The 14,732-nt window shown below is 69.6% G+C and carries 11 protein-coding genes; 9 read left to right on the forward strand and 2 right to left on the reverse strand.

The genetic code is table 11. The annotated features are described in order from the left end of the window. Nucleotides 1-3: 3 nt before the first annotated feature. The 3 genes from lspA to BQ7391_RS07605 all read left to right on the forward strand — a co-directional run bounded on the left by lspA (nucleotide 4) and on the right by BQ7391_RS07605 (nucleotide 2,992). Nucleotides 4-504 (forward strand): signal peptidase II, encoded by a 501-nt coding sequence (gene lspA, locus BQ7391_RS07595; RefSeq protein WP_075280053.1) that lies wholly within the window; start codon nucleotides 4-6, stop codon nucleotides 502-504. A 112-nt stretch (nucleotides 505-616) separates the two neighbouring features. Continuing rightward, complete coding sequence (locus tag BQ7391_RS07600; protein ID WP_075280054.1) at nucleotides 617-1,645, forward strand: RluA family pseudouridine synthase; 1,029 nt, start codon at nucleotides 617-619, stop codon at nucleotides 1,643-1,645. Between the two features lie 51 nt (nucleotides 1,646-1,696). After that, nucleotides 1,697-2,992 (forward strand): glycosyltransferase family 2 protein, encoded by a 1,296-nt coding sequence (locus BQ7391_RS07605; RefSeq protein ID WP_075280930.1) that lies wholly within the window; start codon nucleotides 1,697-1,699, stop codon nucleotides 2,990-2,992. 110 nt (nucleotides 2,993-3,102) lie between these two features. On the opposite strand, the gene BQ7391_RS07610 is transcribed toward BQ7391_RS07605, so the two are convergent. Beyond that, on the reverse strand, nucleotides 3,103-4,377 hold the full coding sequence (locus tag BQ7391_RS07610) for an ISL3 family transposase (RefSeq protein ID WP_075279643.1): 1,275 nt from the start codon (nucleotides 4,375-4,377) through the stop codon (nucleotides 3,103-3,105). Nucleotides 4,378-4,714: 337 nt separating this feature from the next. On the opposite strand from BQ7391_RS07610, the gene BQ7391_RS07615 reads away from it, so the two are divergent. After that, a complete protein-coding gene (locus BQ7391_RS07615; protein WP_075280055.1) occupies nucleotides 4,715-5,752 on the forward strand; it encodes an ABC transporter transmembrane domain-containing protein in 1,038 nt (345 codons plus the stop codon). Next, nucleotides 5,745-7,352, forward strand: a complete 1,608-nt coding sequence (locus BQ7391_RS07620; protein WP_075280056.1) for an ATP-binding cassette domain-containing protein — start codon at nucleotides 5,745-5,747, stop codon at nucleotides 7,350-7,352. The genes BQ7391_RS07615 and BQ7391_RS07620 overlap by 8 nt, the downstream gene beginning before the upstream one ends. 184 nt (nucleotides 7,353-7,536) lie before the next feature. Here BQ7391_RS07620 and BQ7391_RS07625 read toward each other — a convergent pair whose 3' ends face one another. Further along, a complete protein-coding gene (locus tag BQ7391_RS07625; RefSeq protein WP_075280057.1) occupies nucleotides 7,537-8,358 on the reverse strand; it encodes a helix-turn-helix transcriptional regulator in 822 nt (273 codons plus the stop codon). A 169-nt stretch (nucleotides 8,359-8,527) separates the two neighbouring features. Between BQ7391_RS07625 and BQ7391_RS07630 the strand changes: the two genes are divergently transcribed. From BQ7391_RS07630 to nusA, 4 genes are all read left to right on the forward strand, one after another. Next, the gene (locus tag BQ7391_RS07630; RefSeq protein WP_075280058.1) at nucleotides 8,528-10,039 is read left to right on the forward strand and encodes an IMP dehydrogenase; all 1,512 of its coding nucleotides are present in this window, start codon (nucleotides 8,528-8,530) and stop codon (nucleotides 10,037-10,039) included. A 154-nt stretch (nucleotides 10,040-10,193) separates the two neighbouring features. Next, complete coding sequence (gene leuS, locus BQ7391_RS07635; RefSeq protein ID WP_075280059.1) at nucleotides 10,194-12,755, forward strand: leucine--tRNA ligase; 2,562 nt, start codon at nucleotides 10,194-10,196, stop codon at nucleotides 12,753-12,755. A 201-nt stretch (nucleotides 12,756-12,956) separates the two neighbouring features. After that, nucleotides 12,957-13,463, forward strand: coding sequence for a ribosome maturation factor RimP (locus BQ7391_RS07640; protein WP_075280060.1), 507 nt, complete (start codon nucleotides 12,957-12,959; stop codon nucleotides 13,461-13,463). Nucleotides 13,464-13,473: 10 nt separating this feature from the next. After that, nucleotides 13,474-14,718 carry a transcription termination factor NusA gene (gene nusA, locus BQ7391_RS07645; RefSeq protein WP_075280061.1) on the forward strand — a complete coding sequence of 415 codons (1,245 nt, stop codon included), beginning with the start codon at nucleotides 13,474-13,476 and terminating at the stop codon, nucleotides 14,716-14,718. The last annotated feature ends 14 nt before the right edge of the window (nucleotides 14,719-14,732 follow it).

Raw genomic sequence — 14,732 nt, forward strand, 5'->3', positions numbered from 1 at the left:
GACTTGGCCGGCCCCGACGCCACGAGCCCCGCCCGCGTGCGGCGGCTGGCGCTCTTCGCGCTGGTTGCCGCCGCGATCGTCGCGCTCGACCAGCTGAGCAAGGTCGCCGCGCGCTCAGCGCTCGTCCCCGGCGAGCCCGTGACGCTCGTCCCGGGCGTGATGGACCTGAGCCTCGTCTACAACACGGGCGCCGCCTTCTCGCTCGGCGAGGGCGGCGGCCCCCTCTTCGTCGTGCTCGCCGCCGCGATACTCGTCGCGGGGCTCGTGGTCGCGTGGCGGCGCGCCGACGTGCCGCTGCCGCTCCTGCTCGCCGTCGCCGCCGTCGCGGGCGGCGGCGTGGGCAACGCGATCGACCGCGTGGCGCTCGGGGCCGTCACGGACTTCTTCAAGACGACGTTCGTCGACTTCGCCGTCTTCAACGTCGCCGACATCTTCGTGACCTGCGGCGTCGTGCTCGCCGTCGTCCTGTACTGGCGCTGGGACCTCGCCCGCGAGCGTGCCTAGCGTGCAAAGGGGACAGGCACTTTTGCACGCCTCGCGCGCCGCGTGCCGCCGGGCCGGCCGTGCTACGATGGCCTGCCAGGAAGAACCCCGCCCGTAGAGAGGAGCCCCGCCCATGCCGCAGCGCATCGTGAACCTGCTCGTGGGGCCGGAGTCGGACGGCATGCGGCTCGACGCGTTTCTCGCCACGGGCGACGGCATGCCCTCGCGCTCGGCGTGCGCCCGGCTGGTGGAGGAGGGCGCCGTCACCATCAACGAGACGCCCGCCACCTCGAAGTCCGAGAAGGTCCTTCTCGGCGACCGCGTGCGCGCGACCCTCGACGAGCCCGAGCCCGAGCTCGCGAGCGGCCTGCTCGCCCCCAACCCCTACATCCCGCTCGACATCCGCTTCGAGGACGATCACCTCATCGTGCTCTCGAAGCAGGCTGGGCTCGTCTGCCACCCGAGCCCCGGCCACGTCGACGACACGCTCGCCAACGCGCTCGTGGCGCACTGCGGCTACGCGCGCCTCGGCATGCTCCAGGGCGAGGAGCGCCCGGGCATCGTGCACCGCCTGGACATGGACACCTCGGGCCTCATGGTCGCCGCGAAGGACGACGTCACGCAGAGGGCCCTGCAGGACCTCATCCGCCTGCGCGTCCTCGACCGCCGCTACGTCACGCTCACGCACGGCTACGTGGCGCACGACGAGGGGACCGTCGTCACCGGCATCGCCCGCTCCACGCGCGACCGCATCCGCATGGCGGTCTCGGACGCGCCCGGCGCCCGCGAGGCCATCACCACCTTCCGCGTGCTCGAGCGCTTCGAGGCGGGGCGGCGCGACGAGGGGTACACGCTCATGGAGTGCCACCTCTACACCGGGCGCACGCACCAGATTCGCGTGCACATGCGCCATATCGGCCACGCCCTCGTGGGCGACCCGCTCTACGGGCGCGGCGACGCCCGGCTGAACCTCGGGCTCTCGCGGCAGTTCCTCCACTCGTGGAGCATCGCCTTCGACCACCCGGCGACGGGGGAGCGCATCAAGATCGCCGACCGTCTGCCGGACGACCTTCTCGCTATACTAGAGGGGCTGAGAGAGCGCTCGATGGGCCGGACCGCGGCGGGGGATGAGATCTGCCCCGCGCTCGGCGCCGGGGCGTAAGGACGCGAGAAGGACCGCGAGCAGACCGCGAGGGGTGTCGCCATGCCCATGATGGAGTTCAACAGACTCGGCCTCACGCCGATCGTCATCTTCAACCTGATCATCTGGCTCTTCTTCACGCTCGCGTACTTCTATCAGATTGTCTACGTGGTCCGCGTGCTGTTCCGCGGGACGGTGACGCTGCCCAAGGCCAAGAGGCAGCACCGCTACGCCTTCTTCATCTCGGCGCACAACGAGGAGGTCGTCATCGGCAACCTCGTGCGCTCCATCCTCGCGCAGGACTACCCGCGCGAGCTCATGGACGTCTTCGTGGTCTGCGACGCCTGCACGGACAGCACGCACGAGGAGGCCGAGAAGGCCGGCGCCATCGTCTGGGACAGGAACGACCTCGCGCGGCGCGGCAAGAGCTGGGCGCTCGACTACGGCTTCGACCGCATCCTCAACGAGTATGGCGACAAGTACGAGGCCTTCGTGGTCCTGGATGCGGACAACCTCGTGTCCAAGGACTTCATCTCGGTGATGAACCAGGCCTTCGACGCCGGCTACCTCGTCTGCACGGGGTACCGCAACTCCAAGAACTTCGACTCCTCCTGGGTGAGCGCCGCCTACGCGCTCTGGTTCATGCGCGAGGCCAAGTTCCTCAACAACGCCCGCATGATGGTCGGCACGAGCTGTGCCATCTCCGGCTCCGGCTGGATGGTCTCCGAGCGCATCGTGCGCGGGATGCACGGCTGGGACTTCCACACGCTCACCGAGGACATCCAGTTCTCCACCTTCTGCTGCGCCAACAACGTGCAGATCGGCTACGCGCCGGCCGAGTTCTTCGACGAGCAGCCCGTCACCTTCAAGGCGTCCTGGACGCAGCGCATGCGCTGGACCAAGGGCTTCTACCAGGTGTTCTTCTCGTATGCGCGCGACCTTGCGAAGGGCATCTCCAAGGGTCGCTTCGCAAGCTACGACATGCTCATGACGGTGGCGCCGGGCATGATCTTGACGCTGCTCTCGTTCTTCGTGAACGCCACCTACCTCATCGTGGGGTCGCTCTCCCACGGCTTCATCGCCACTCAGGGAGAGCTCAACATGTGCGTGGGCTCGCTCATCATGACCTTCGCGTCGATGTACGTCGTGTTCTTCATCCTCGCCATCATCACCACGGTCTCCGAGCGCAAGAAGATTCACGCCAAGAAGAAGTGGCGCGTGGTGGCGAACCTCTTCACGTTTCCGCTCTTCATGATGACCTACATTCCCATCACGGTGGCCGCCCTGTTCAAGAAGGTCGAGTGGGTCCCCACCAAGCACGACATCGCCGTCAACGTTGACGACGTCGTGGGCGGGGGAGCCGCGTAGGGCGCGCGTTCTTCCTGCCGCGGGCCGACCTTTCTGCCCCGAGCCAGGCGCACGGCCAGGACCTGGTCCCGTGCGCGAGGCTCGGGGCTTTTTTTGGCTCTTCCGCGTTTCTAGTGGGTAGCACATGCCGACGCGGGCCGGGCCGAGAAATCCAGCCTCCCCAGCCTGAGGAAGATCATCGTTGTGAAGTAGCCGACGTTCCTGAAGCCCCTGGACGCCCTCTTGAGCGACTGTATGATCGAGTTCATGCCCTCCAGGAAGCCGTTCGAGGACCTCGCGGAGAACCAGTTGAGAACGCCCTCCCGCTCGTCGCGGATCGTCCGCGCCGCCGCCTTCATCAGGGGCACGTTCGAGTGCATGATCCAGGAGATCGCCCGGTCGAGCTCGGCTGCGGCCTCCTCCCTGGTCGCGCACGAGTAGACCGCGCGGACCGCCTCCACCATCGCGCAGGCGCGCGCCGTGAGCAGGTGCTCGGAGGCGAGCGACGCCCTCGTCTCGGCCTGCCGCCCGGTGAGGTTCTCCGGGCGCTTGAGCCAGACGTACTTGGTGCCCCTGAGCAGGCGCCTCTTCTCCTCGCAGCTCCTCGCCTCGGCGTTCCTGGTCCTGTCGAGGGCCCTCGTCAGCAGCTGCATGACGTGGAAGCGGTCCACGGTCTGGGCGGCGCCCGGCATGGCGTCGGCGCAGCCCAGCGAGTAGGAGCTCGCCATGTCGCGCGTCACCTCGGAGATCGCGGACCTGTCGCCGCCGCGCTCCTCGAGCTGGTCGCAGAGCCTGCCGGCCGCGCCGCGGTCCCTGCCCTCGGTGACGGCGACCACGCGCCGGCCGTCGACGTCGGCCATCACGGATATGTAGCGCTGGCCGCGGGCGCGGGCCGTGTCGTCGATGCCGACCCTCGTCACGTCCGAGTAGTCGGCGCCGGCCCTCGCCTCGGCGACCGCGCGGCCGAGCATCGCCCATATCCTCGAGTCGGACTCGCGGACCCGGCGCGCGATCTCCGTCACGGTCGCGCCGGACATCGCCATCACGAGCACCTGCGCCTCGAACAGGGCGGTGAAGTGGGAGTTCGGGCGCACCTCCCAGGGCATGCGGACGGTCCTGGGGCCGTGCTCGGGGCAGTCGGCCCGGGGCACGCGGCAGTGCACGACGGTGCGGAACTGCCAGATGTCGAGGTGGCGCCAGGTGCGCTCGCGGGCGTCGTAGACCCCGCAGCGGGCGCCGCACTCGGGGCACCTCACCGCCCTGCCGGGGACCCTGCCCACGCGTATGTGCAGCTCCTCGTCGCCGGACTCGGGCGACTCGAACCAGACGTCCTCGACCCGCCATTCCTCCCCGAGCCCCATCGAGTGCTCGAAGAGCCTCGCCAGCATCACCGCCTGAGCGTCCATGTGGGAGCCCCTCTCCTCCGCCCGTCGGCAGAATGGTACCGCTCGGGGTACCCGCGGTCACGGGGGACGGGGCGTGCTACCCACCAAAAGCTTCGATGAGCCCTTTTTTTGTTTGCCGCCCCGTGCCCCGAGCCAGGAGCACGCGTTGGCGAGAAGGACCGTGCGCGACGCTCGGACGATGCCCCGGCGCACGCGGGTACGCCGGAATTTCGGCGGGATGGTCACGGAGCTTCGGGCGGGCGGCATCCATGAGCTGCGGCGCTGCCGCGTGGCCCTACGATTGGGCCGTCGCGCCCCTTCCTCCCATGGGGGCGCGACGCAGTCGGAAGGAGCGCCCATGAAGCACCGCACGCAGTTTCCCGTCTTCGAGCTCACGCCACGCTACGTTGGCATCGCGCTCGGCTCCGTCGTGGGCACGACGCTCGCGGCGGCCGCGGCGCTCGTGGCTGGCTCGCTCGTGAGCGACGTTGCCGCCGGGGCGCTGGGCACGACCACGGCCGCGCCTGCGCTTCTCGGCTATCTCGCGCTCTCGCTGGCGGCGCAGCTCGCTACCTTCGGTCTCACCGGCTGGTTGCCCCAGCGCGCCAACCTGCGGCGTGAGGTCGACTCCTCCGAGCGCGCCATCGACCTCGTGCTCCATATGCCGCAGCGCGCCTTCGTGCGGCACGAGGCCGGCCACTACCTCAACCTCGTGAACATGGCTTCCTTCGCGCACGGCTGCATCGTCGTGGCCACGAGCACGTACGTGCCGGGTGCGATGCTCTCGCTCGCCGCCCTGCTCGTTTTTGCCGCGCTCGTCGACCCGACGCTTGCGGGCGTCCTCGCCCTCTGCGCGCTCGTCTACGTCCCGCTCTCCCTGCTTCCGTCGCGTGCCGCGAACCGGCTGCAGACGAGGATGATGCCGATGCGTGAGGCTTGGCTCGACGAGGCCCGCCGCCTGGTGGAGGAGCGCCGCGCCGCCGTTGCCGCGGGTGCCGAGGGCTTCTACGGGCGGCGCTACCGGGAGCGCACCGAGTCCTACCGCAGGTGGCGCCGCGGCTACCTGCTAGCGGACACGCTCTCGACCAGCCTGCCCACCTCGTCTGGCACGCTCGTCCAGGTGATCGCCGTTGCCGCCTGCGCGCTGCTCGTGGCGACGGGGAGGACGGGCGTGGGGACGGTCATTGCCGCCTGGCAGCTCGCGGGCCTGCTCGGCCAGCCGATGTCCTTCCTCTGTGAGATGGCGAGCGTCTTTGCCGCGAACCGAGTGAACGTGGGCCTCCTGCGCGAGCTCGAGCGCGAGGCCGCCGAGCCGAGCGGCTTCGAGCGGCTGAGAAGAACCTCCCGCCCGTGCGCCGTCCCGTCCGCCTCGACCGAAGGAGCAATCCATGCGTAGCGCAAGCCTCACCTCCCGTGCCTACCCCGTCTTCGACCCCAGGCCCGCCAACCTCGCCCGCGCCGTTGGCGTGGCGGCGGCGACCGTTGCCTGCGCGTGTGCGAGCCTTGCGGTGGGAGACGCCATCGACGCGCTCACCGCCGGGGAGGACGTCGGCGCGCGCCTCGTCGCGGTGCTCGCGCTCGCCGCGCTGGCCACGGCCGCCGCGGTCCTTCTCGGCGCGTGGGTGCCGCGCTGGGCGGGCGTCTCGCGAGCCATGGACGCGGCCGCGAGCGCGGCCCGCCAGCTGCTCGCGGCCCCGAGCCGAGCCTTCGCACGGCACGACAAGGGCTACTACGTCAACGTCCTCACGGGCTCCACGGAGGTCTACGGCACCATGTGCGCCGACCTCAACGTCTCGGTGCTCGGCTCAGGCCTGGCGCTCGCGGCGCTCGTGGCGATCGCCGCGGCACAGGACGTCCTTCTCGCCGCGATGCTTCTGGCATACGTGCCCGCCTTCGCGCTCGCGCTACGCCTGCCGGCCCGCCGCCTCGCGCGCCTCCAGGGCGAGGGGATTCCCGCACAGGACGCCTGGCTCGGCGAGTCCAAGCGCATCGTGGAGGAGAAGCGCTCGATCAACGCCGCCGCGGCTGACGCCTTCTTCTCCACGCGCTACCGCGAGCGCTCGGCAGGCTACCTCGACTTCGTGACGCGCTACCGCTTCAACGAGGCCCTGATTGACGAGCTGCCGAGCATCCTCTCCTGCGTGCTGGCGGCTGCGATGATGGCCGCGGAGGTCTGGCGCTGCGCGACGGGCGCGGCCGGCGCGGGTCAGGTCTTCGTTGCGTACCAGATCGCGCAGCTCGCTCAGGCCCCGCTCTCCACGCTGCTCTCAAAGCTCGCCAACGTCCGCGGCAACCGCGTGCACGCGGAGCGCCTGGGCGAGCTGGCCGCGGCTGCCGAGGAGCCGTCGGGTTTCGAGGCGCTCCGGCGCGCGGGTGACGATGACGACGTGATCGCGCGCGTCGACGGCACGCTGTGGGCGACGCCCGAGCGCGGCGAGGAGGGCCGGCGACTCTGGGAGACGCACGACCTCACGATTCGCCGCGGCGAGCTCGTGGTGCTGCGCGGCGCCAACGGCTCGGGCAAGTCCATGCTGCTCGACTTCCTGCGCGGCCTCTCCGACCCGGACGACCTCGACGGCACGGCCGAGCTCGCCCCCGAGCTTGCGCACGCGGCCTACCTCACCTACCCGGTGCCGGTGGTGACGGGCGACCTCGAGTGCAACCTGCTCGGCGGCACGGCCGACCCGGAGGTGGCACGCGTGCTCGACGTCTCGGGCTTTGCGGAGAAGGAGATCGACGGTTCCACGATCAACCTCTCGCTCGGCGAGCGCCAGAAGCTGGGGCTTCTGCGCGCGCTCTCGCGCCCGGAGCCGGTGGTCCTTCTCGACGAGCCGCTCACCAACCTCGACGCGGCCACGAGCGCGAGGCTCTGCGACTACCTGGCGGGGTTGCGCGGGCGCAGGACCGTCGTGGCGATCATGCACTCCGACGACCTTGACGCGGCCGCCGACCAGGTCCTGCGCATCGAGGGAGGGCGCCTCGAGCGCGTGGCGTAGAGCCGGCGCCCCGCCCCGCCCCCGAGGTCGGCTCGCGGGGTGCCCGGAAATTAATCCGCCCTTTGCGGGGCGGACGAAATTGCCAACTGGGAAAACGTCGTCGACGCAATCCAGAGGGCGGATTAATTTCTCGGGGAGGGGCGGCAACGGCGCGCGGGCCCGCGCCGCGCGACCGGACGCCGGCCTATTTGCCGGAGCGGCTCGCCGCGCGCAGCTCGGCCGGAGAGCAGCCGTACTGCTCCCGGAACGCGCGGTAGAAGTTGCTCGTGCCGGCGTATCCCACGCGCCGGGCGACCTCGGCCACCGGCAGGCTCGTCGCCCGCAGGAGCATGGCTGCCCGCTCCATGCGCTGCTCGCGGACGAGCTCCCCGAAGGTCTTGCCGCACCTCTCGTGGATGAGCTCGGAGAGGTAGCTCTGGCTGTAGGAGTAGCGCTCAGCGAGGTCGGCGAGCGTCACGCTCTCCGGCCGGGCGGCGATATCGGACAGGATCACGGCGAGCGTCTCCTCCGCCGAGGCTGGCTCCTCCTCGGGCAGGGCGGGGCTGACCGCCGCCGTGATTGCAAACCCGAGGGCCTCCGCGACCTGCTCCCAGCCGTCGCGGCGCTCGGCGCAGGTCACGGCCTCCTGCGCGAACAGGTCGCTCAGGAGCTCGTGGTCGGGCGACGTCATCCTCACGGTCTGTATGGCGTGCGTGGACGTGAGCACGCGGAAGAGGTGCGAGCGCGGGGCGGCGATGGGCAGGAGGCCCTGGACGAAGCGCTCGGCCCTGAAGTACAGGGCGAGAAACACCGTCTCCCGCTCCCGTCCGGCGGCCGCATCGCCGGCAAGGGCGCCGAGCGGGCAGCTCATGGAGATTAGGTCAAAGCCCTCGGCGCCCAGGCGCTCGCGCGGCTCCCCGCCGCCCGGCCACGCGAGAAGCGCGAGGTTCTCGCCGCGAAGCGGGTCCTTCGCCCGCGTCCGCGCCACGACCGTCTCGATCGCTGCCAGCACGCGCCCGCCGTCCATCGGAGCTCCCTCCCCTCGTCACGTAAAGCATTGTACGTCCCGCCGTGTCCTTCTCGTGAGCTGGAGCTTCTCGGTGGGCGGTCCCTGAAAAACCCGTGAGCGGATGCTACAATGGCTCAAATTCGGCCAGGACAGGCACCGCCGCGGGCGGGGAGAGGAGCCACACCACATGGCAACGTTCTTCGAGGGGGAGTCCCACACCTTTTCTGAGTACCTGCTCGTCCCCGGATACTCCTCGGCGGAGAACATCCCCGCCAACGTGTCCCTCAAGACGCCGCTCGTGAAGTTCCGCCGCGGCGAGGAGCCGGCCATCAGCCTCAACATCCCGATGGTCTCGGCCATCATGCAGTCGGTCTCCGGCGTGGACATGGGCGTGGCGCTCGCCATGGAGGGCGGCATGGCCTTCATCTACGGCAACCAGACGCCCGAGTCCGAGGCCGCCATGGTCAAGGCCGTCAAGGACTTCAAGGCGGGCTTCGTGCAGTCCGACTCCACGCTCACCCCGGCCATGACCATGGAGCAGGTCATGGACCTCAAGGCCAGGACCGGCCACTCCACCATGCCCGTCACCGACGACGGCACCCCGCGCGGCAAGCTCCTCGGCATCGTCACGAGTCGCGACTACCGTCCCACGCGAGACGACCACTCCATGAAGGTCGCCGAGTTCATGACCCCGCGCGAGAAGCTCATCGTGGGCGACAAGGACATCACGCTGAAGAGCGCCAACGACGTCATCTGGGAGCACAAGCTCAACGCCCTGCCCGTGGTGGACGACCACGACCACCTCATGGGCATCGTCTTCCGCAAGGACTACGACCAGCACAAGTCCAACCCCGACGAGCTGCTCGACGCCAACAAGCGCTACATGGTGGGCGCGGGCATCAACACCCGCGACTACGCCGAGCGCGTGCCGCTGCTCGTGGAGGCCGGCGCCGACGTGCTGTGCATCGACTCCTCCGAGGGCTTCTCCGAGTGGCAGAAGCGCACCATCGAGTGGATTCGCGCCAACTACGGCGACTCCGTGCGCGTGGGCGCCGGCAACGTGGTGGACGAGGACGGCTTCCGCTTCCTCGCGGACTGCGGCGCGGACTTCGTGAAGGTCGGCATCGGCGGCGGCTCGATCTGCATCACGCGCGAGACCAAGGGCATCGGCCGCGGCCAGGCCTCCGCGGTCATCGACGTCTGCCGCGCGCGCGACAGGTACTTCGAGGAGACGGGCGTCTACGTGCCCGTGTGCTCCGACGGCGGCATCGTCTACGACTACCACATGACGCTCGCCCTGGCCATGGGCGCCGACTTCATGATGCTCGGCCGCTACTTCGCGCGCTTCGACGAGTCCCCCACCGAGCGCGTCAACGTGAACGGCCAGTACATGAAGGAGTACTGGGGCGAGGGCTCCGCGCGCGCCCGCAACTGGCAGCGCTACGACCAGGGCGGCGCCTCCAAGCTGGGCTTCGTCGAGGGCGTGGACTCCTACGTGCCCTATGCCGGCTCGCTCAAGGAGGGGGTGCGCAACACGCTCTACAAGATCAAGTCCACGATGTGCAACTGCGGCGCCAAGACCATCAAGGAGCTGCAGGAGAAGGCGCGCCTCACGCTCGTGAGCTCGACCTCCATCGTCGAGGGCGGCGCGCACGACGTCGTGGTCAAGGACTCCCAGCACGGCTTCAGCTACCGCTAGCGCACGGCAAGAAGAGCGCGCGTCCCGCGGCCCCGACGCCCCTGCGGCGCCGGGGCCGCGTGCGTAGCGCCCAAAGCCGCAGGTTCTTCTCGCCGGGCGCCCGCGTGCTGCTACAATGGCACGGTTGGAGTATCGCAACGAAGGAGCAGCGCAGATGAGCGACGCCGAGAAGAACTTCGAGGTCCCGGCCTACGACGCCGAGGAGATCGAGACCCGCTGGCAGGCGGCCTGGGACGCCGAGGAGCTCTACAAGACCGAGGAGAGCCCCGAGAAGCCCAAGAAGTACGTGCTGGAGATGTTCCCGTACCCCTCGGGCGACCTTCACATGGGCCACGCGCGCAACTACACGATCGGCGACGCCATGGCGCGCCAGGCCCGCATGCGCGGCTTCGACGTGCTGCATCCGATGGGCTACGACGCCTTCGGCCTGCCCGCGGAGAACGCCGCCATCAAGCACAACACGCAGGCGAGCGTCTGGACGCACCAGAACATCGCGCAGGCGACCAAGACCATGCGCCGCATGGGCTTCTCCTACGACTACGACCGCATGTTCAACACCTGCGACCCCGAGTACTACAAGTGGGGCCAGTGGATCTTCCTCAAGATGTGGGAGAAGGGCCTCGTCTACCGCGACAACTCGCCGGTGAACTGGTGCCCCGGCTGCCAGACGGTCCTTGCCAACGAGCAGGTCGTCGACGGCAGGTGCTGGCGCTGCGGCTCCGTGCCGGAGAAGCGCGCGCTCAGCCAGTGGTACTTCAAGATCACCGACTACGCCCAGGAGCTGCTCGACGACCTCAAGAAGCTCGAGGGCAAGTGGCCCGAGCGCGTCCGCGCGATGCAGGCCAACTGGATCGGCCGCTCCGAGGGCGCCGAGATCGACTTCGCGCTGGCGGACGTCGACGGCGTGACGCCCACGGACACCAAGATCACCGTCTTCACCACGCGCCCGGACACGCTCTTCGGCGTCTCCTTCTTCCTGCTGCCGCCCGAGAGCCCGCTCGCCGCGGAGCTCGTGGCAGGCACCGAGCACGAGGCCGCCTTCCTCGAGCTCAGGGCCGCCGCGGAGAAGGTCTCCTCGGTCGACCGCCAGGGCTCGGAGCGCGAGAAGCACGGCGTCTTCACGGGGCGCTACGTCATCAACCCGGTCAACGGCCGCCCCGCCCCGATCTGGGTCGCCGACTACGTCCTCATGGACTACGGCACCGGCGCCGTCATGGGCGTGCCCTGCGGCGACCAGCGCGACTTCGACTTCGCCAAGAAGTACGGCCTTGAGATCGCCCCGATCATCTGCGAGAAGGACGACCCGCTCTACGAGCGGCTCAAGGACGAGCGCGAGCTCGTGGTGACCTCCGTCGACTGGGACCACGCGATGGAGGCCGAGGGCTACCTCGTGCAGTCCGGCCGGTTCACCGGCATGAAGGGCGGCAAGCACTCCGAGGCCGTCGATGCCATCATCGACTGGCTCGGCGAGCAGGGCCTCGGCCGCAAGACGGTGCAGTTCCGCCTGCGCGACTGGCTCATCAGCCGCCAGCGCTACTGGGGCAACCCCATCCCGATGATCCACTGCGACGACTGCGGCGACGTGCCGGTGCCCTACGAGGACCTGCCCGTCACGCTGCCGGACGCGCTCGACCTCGGCGCGGGGGAGACGCTCGCCGCCTACGCCCCCTTCTACGAGACCACCTGCCCCAAGTGCGGCAAGCCCGCCAAGCGCATCACCGACACCATGGACACCTTCACGTGCTCCAGCTGGTACTACCTGCGCTACTGCGACCCGCACAACGAGGAGCTGCCCTTCTCCCGAGAGGCCGTGGACCGCTGGATGCCGGTGGACAACTACATCGGCGGCATCGAGCACGCCATCCTGCACCTGCTCTACAGCCGCTTCTTCACCAAGGTCCTGCGCGACCTGGGGATGATCGGCATCGACGAGCCCTTTGAGAACCTGCTCTGCCAGGGCATGGTCAAGGACGCCAACGGCGACACCATGTCCAAGTCCAAGGGCAACGTCGTGCCCCCGTCCTCGGTGATCGAGCCCTACGGCGCGGACACCATGCGCCTGGCCATCCTCTTCATCGCCCCTCCCGAGAAGGACTTCAACTGGGACGAGGAGGCCGTCGCCGGCGCCAACCGCTTCATCAAGCGCGCGTGGCGCGTCGTCTGGCTGCTCAGCCAGGGCGCGGCCGCCGGCGCCGTGAGCGCGGGCGACCTCGACGCGGCGGGCAAGGAGCTCTGGCGCACGCTCAACGCCATGGGCATCAAGTGCACCGCCGACTTCGACCGCGGCCAGTTCAACACCGCCATCTCCGCCGTCATGGAGATTACCAACGCGGCTTCCAAGTACGTGAACGACGTTGCCGCGGAGCGGCGCGACCCGGCGCTCAGCTTCGCCGTGGCGCACGCGATCGTGACGATGCTCGCCCCGATCTGCCCGCACTGGGCCGAGGAGCTCTGGCACAAGGCCCTGGCCCAGGAGGGCTCCGTCTATAACGCGGCCTGGCCCGAGTTTGACGCCGAGGCCGCCAAGGCCGACGAGGTGGAGATCGCCGTCCAGATCAAGGGCAAGGTCCGCGGCCGCGTGACGGTCGCCGCCGACGCCACGGACGACGAGGTCGCCGAGGCCGCCAAGGCCGCCGTGGCCGAGCAGCTCGCCGGCAAGGACATCAAGAAGGTCATCGTCATCAAGGGCCGCCTGGTCAACATCGTGGCGGTGTAGGTCCTCGCGCGCTGCCGCCGGGGACGGGGGCGCGGGTCTCCGGTCGCCGCCCACCGATGCTTGATGTGGGCTTCTCGTGGAGGAGCGGTTGACGCGTGCGGCAAAACACCGTAGACTAGCAGCGTATTCGAAGCTGTAACCGTAGGAAGTGGGGTGGAGTTTCTCGCCCCGCTTCCTTTCTGTATGAAGACGGGAGGGGCGATGCCCAAGCAAGGTCTCGAGCAGACGATCATCGACGCGCTGGAGCCCACGGCCGCGGAGCGCGGCATCGACGTCGTTGACGTCGAGGTCGTCGGCGCGAGCAAGGCGCCGTGCGTGCGCGTCCGGATCGACCACGCGGACGAGTCCGCGCCCACCATCACGCTCGACGAGGTGACGGAGGAGACGGAGTGGATCTCGGCCGCGCTCGACGAGCTCGACCCCATCCCGTCGAGCTTCACCCTCGAGGTCTCGAGCCCCGGCATGGCGCGGCCGCTGCGCAAGCCGCGCGACTTCGCGCGCTTCGCCGGCCAGACGGTGACGGCGAGCCTCGTCCCGGGCGAGGGGAGGCGCCGCTACACCGGCACCCTCCTCGGCATCGAGGGGGAGACGGTGGCCCTCGAGGTCGACGGGGAGCGCGTGGAGCTCGCGCTCGGCGATATCAGGAAGTGCACGATCAAGCCCGACTTCGGCGAGGCCGACGCCTCCGCCCCGGGCAGGAGGAAGTAAGGAGAAACCCATGGCCTCTCAGATGATGGAAGCCCTCGAGCTGCTCTGCCAGGAGCGTCACATCGACCAGCTCTACCTGCTCGACCGCCTCGAGCAGTCGCTCGCGAAGAGCTACGCCGACGTGCTTCACCTGCCCTTCGGTGCCCGCGTCACGATCGACCGCCAGACCGGCAAGGTCTACGTCTACGAGCTCGTGCCCAAGGGCGAGGAGGACCCGGAGACCGGCGAGTACGCCGAGTTCGACGAGGTCGACGTGACCCCCGCCGACACGAGCCGCATCGCCGCCCAGCACGCCAAGGCCGAGATCAAGGCCATCGTGCGCAACGCCGCTCGCGTCCAGATCTACGAGGAGTTCTCGCAGCGCGTGGGCGACATCATCACCGGAACGGTCCTGCAGACCACCTCGGACTTCACGATCATCAAGATCCGCGAGGGCGTCGAGGCGGAGCTGCCGCACTTCGACCAGCGCCGCTTCCCCGAGGAGCGCAACGAGCGCCCCGCCGGCGAGCGCTACGCGCACAACCAGCGCATCCGCGCGATCATCATCGACGTGCGCGACCCCAACTCCACGCAGCCCGTGGTCCGCGGGGAGCGCCAGCGCCCGCCCATCGTGGTCTCCCGCACCCACCCGGACCTGCTGCGCCGCCTCTTCGAGCTCGAGGTGCCCGAGGTCTACGACGGCGTCGTCGAGGTCAGGAGCATCGCCCGCGAGCCCGGCGTGCGCTCCAAGGTGGCTGTCTCCTCCAACGACTCGCGCCTCGACCCGGTGGGCGCCTGCGTCGGCCCCAAGGGCAGCCGCGTGCGCACCGTGGTCTCCGAGCTCCGCGGCGAGCGCGTGGACGTGGTCCTCTGGAGCGACGACCCCGCCCGCCGCGTGGCCTCCGCGCTCTCGCCGGCGCGCGTCTCCCGCGTGATCATCGACGAGGAGACGGACTACGCGACCGTCATCGTCCCCGACGACCAGCTCTCGCTCGCCATCGGCAAGGAGGGCCAGAACGCCCGCCTCGCCGCGCGCCTCACGGGCATGCACATCGACATCAAGAACGAGTCGCTCGCCGCCGGCGTCCTGCGCGACCTGCCGCACGCCACCGCAGAGGACGACCTGCTCGACGACGGCGAGGCGCACCGCTGCGAGTTCGTCGGGGCCAACGGCGTCCAGTGCCGCAACATGGCCCGCCCCGGCTCGCGCTTCTGCGGCATCCACGAGGCGATCGCCGGCGCCGAGGTCAGCTCCGACCCCGACTCGCTCATCTAGGGCGCCCGCTACGA

Origin of the sequence: Thermophilibacter provencensis (assembly GCF_900128445.1) — a bacterium.
In the GTDB taxonomy this organism is placed as follows: Bacteria; Actinomycetota; Coriobacteriia; order Coriobacteriales; family Atopobiaceae; genus Thermophilibacter; species Thermophilibacter provencensis.

Excerpts from the sequence above, each read along its gene's own strand:
- BQ7391_RS07615 (WP_075280055.1), top strand. The coding sequence starts at position 4,715 with ATGAAGCACCGCACGCAGTTTCCCGTCTTCGAGCTCACGCCACGCTAC.
- leuS (WP_075280059.1), top strand. The coding sequence starts at position 10,194 with ATGAGCGACGCCGAGAAGAACTTCGAGGTCCCGGCCTACGACGCCGAG.
- BQ7391_RS07620 (WP_075280056.1), top strand. The coding sequence starts at position 5,745 with ATGCGTAGCGCAAGCCTCACCTCCCGTGCCTACCCCGTCTTCGACCCC.
- nusA (WP_075280061.1), top strand. The coding sequence starts at position 13,474 with ATGGCCTCTCAGATGATGGAAGCCCTCGAGCTGCTCTGCCAGGAGCGT.
- BQ7391_RS07640 (WP_075280060.1), top strand. The coding sequence starts at position 12,957 with ATGCCCAAGCAAGGTCTCGAGCAGACGATCATCGACGCGCTGGAGCCC.
- BQ7391_RS07600 (WP_075280054.1), top strand. The coding sequence starts at position 617 with ATGCCGCAGCGCATCGTGAACCTGCTCGTGGGGCCGGAGTCGGACGGC.
- BQ7391_RS07610 (WP_075279643.1), bottom strand. The coding sequence starts at position 4,377 with ATGGACGCTCAGGCGGTGATGCTGGCGAGGCTCTTCGAGCACTCGATG.
- BQ7391_RS07630 (WP_075280058.1), top strand. The coding sequence starts at position 8,528 with ATGGCAACGTTCTTCGAGGGGGAGTCCCACACCTTTTCTGAGTACCTG.
- BQ7391_RS07605 (WP_075280930.1), top strand. The coding sequence starts at position 1,697 with ATGGAGTTCAACAGACTCGGCCTCACGCCGATCGTCATCTTCAACCTG.
- BQ7391_RS07625 (WP_075280057.1), bottom strand. The coding sequence starts at position 8,358 with ATGGACGGCGGGCGCGTGCTGGCAGCGATCGAGACGGTCGTGGCGCGG.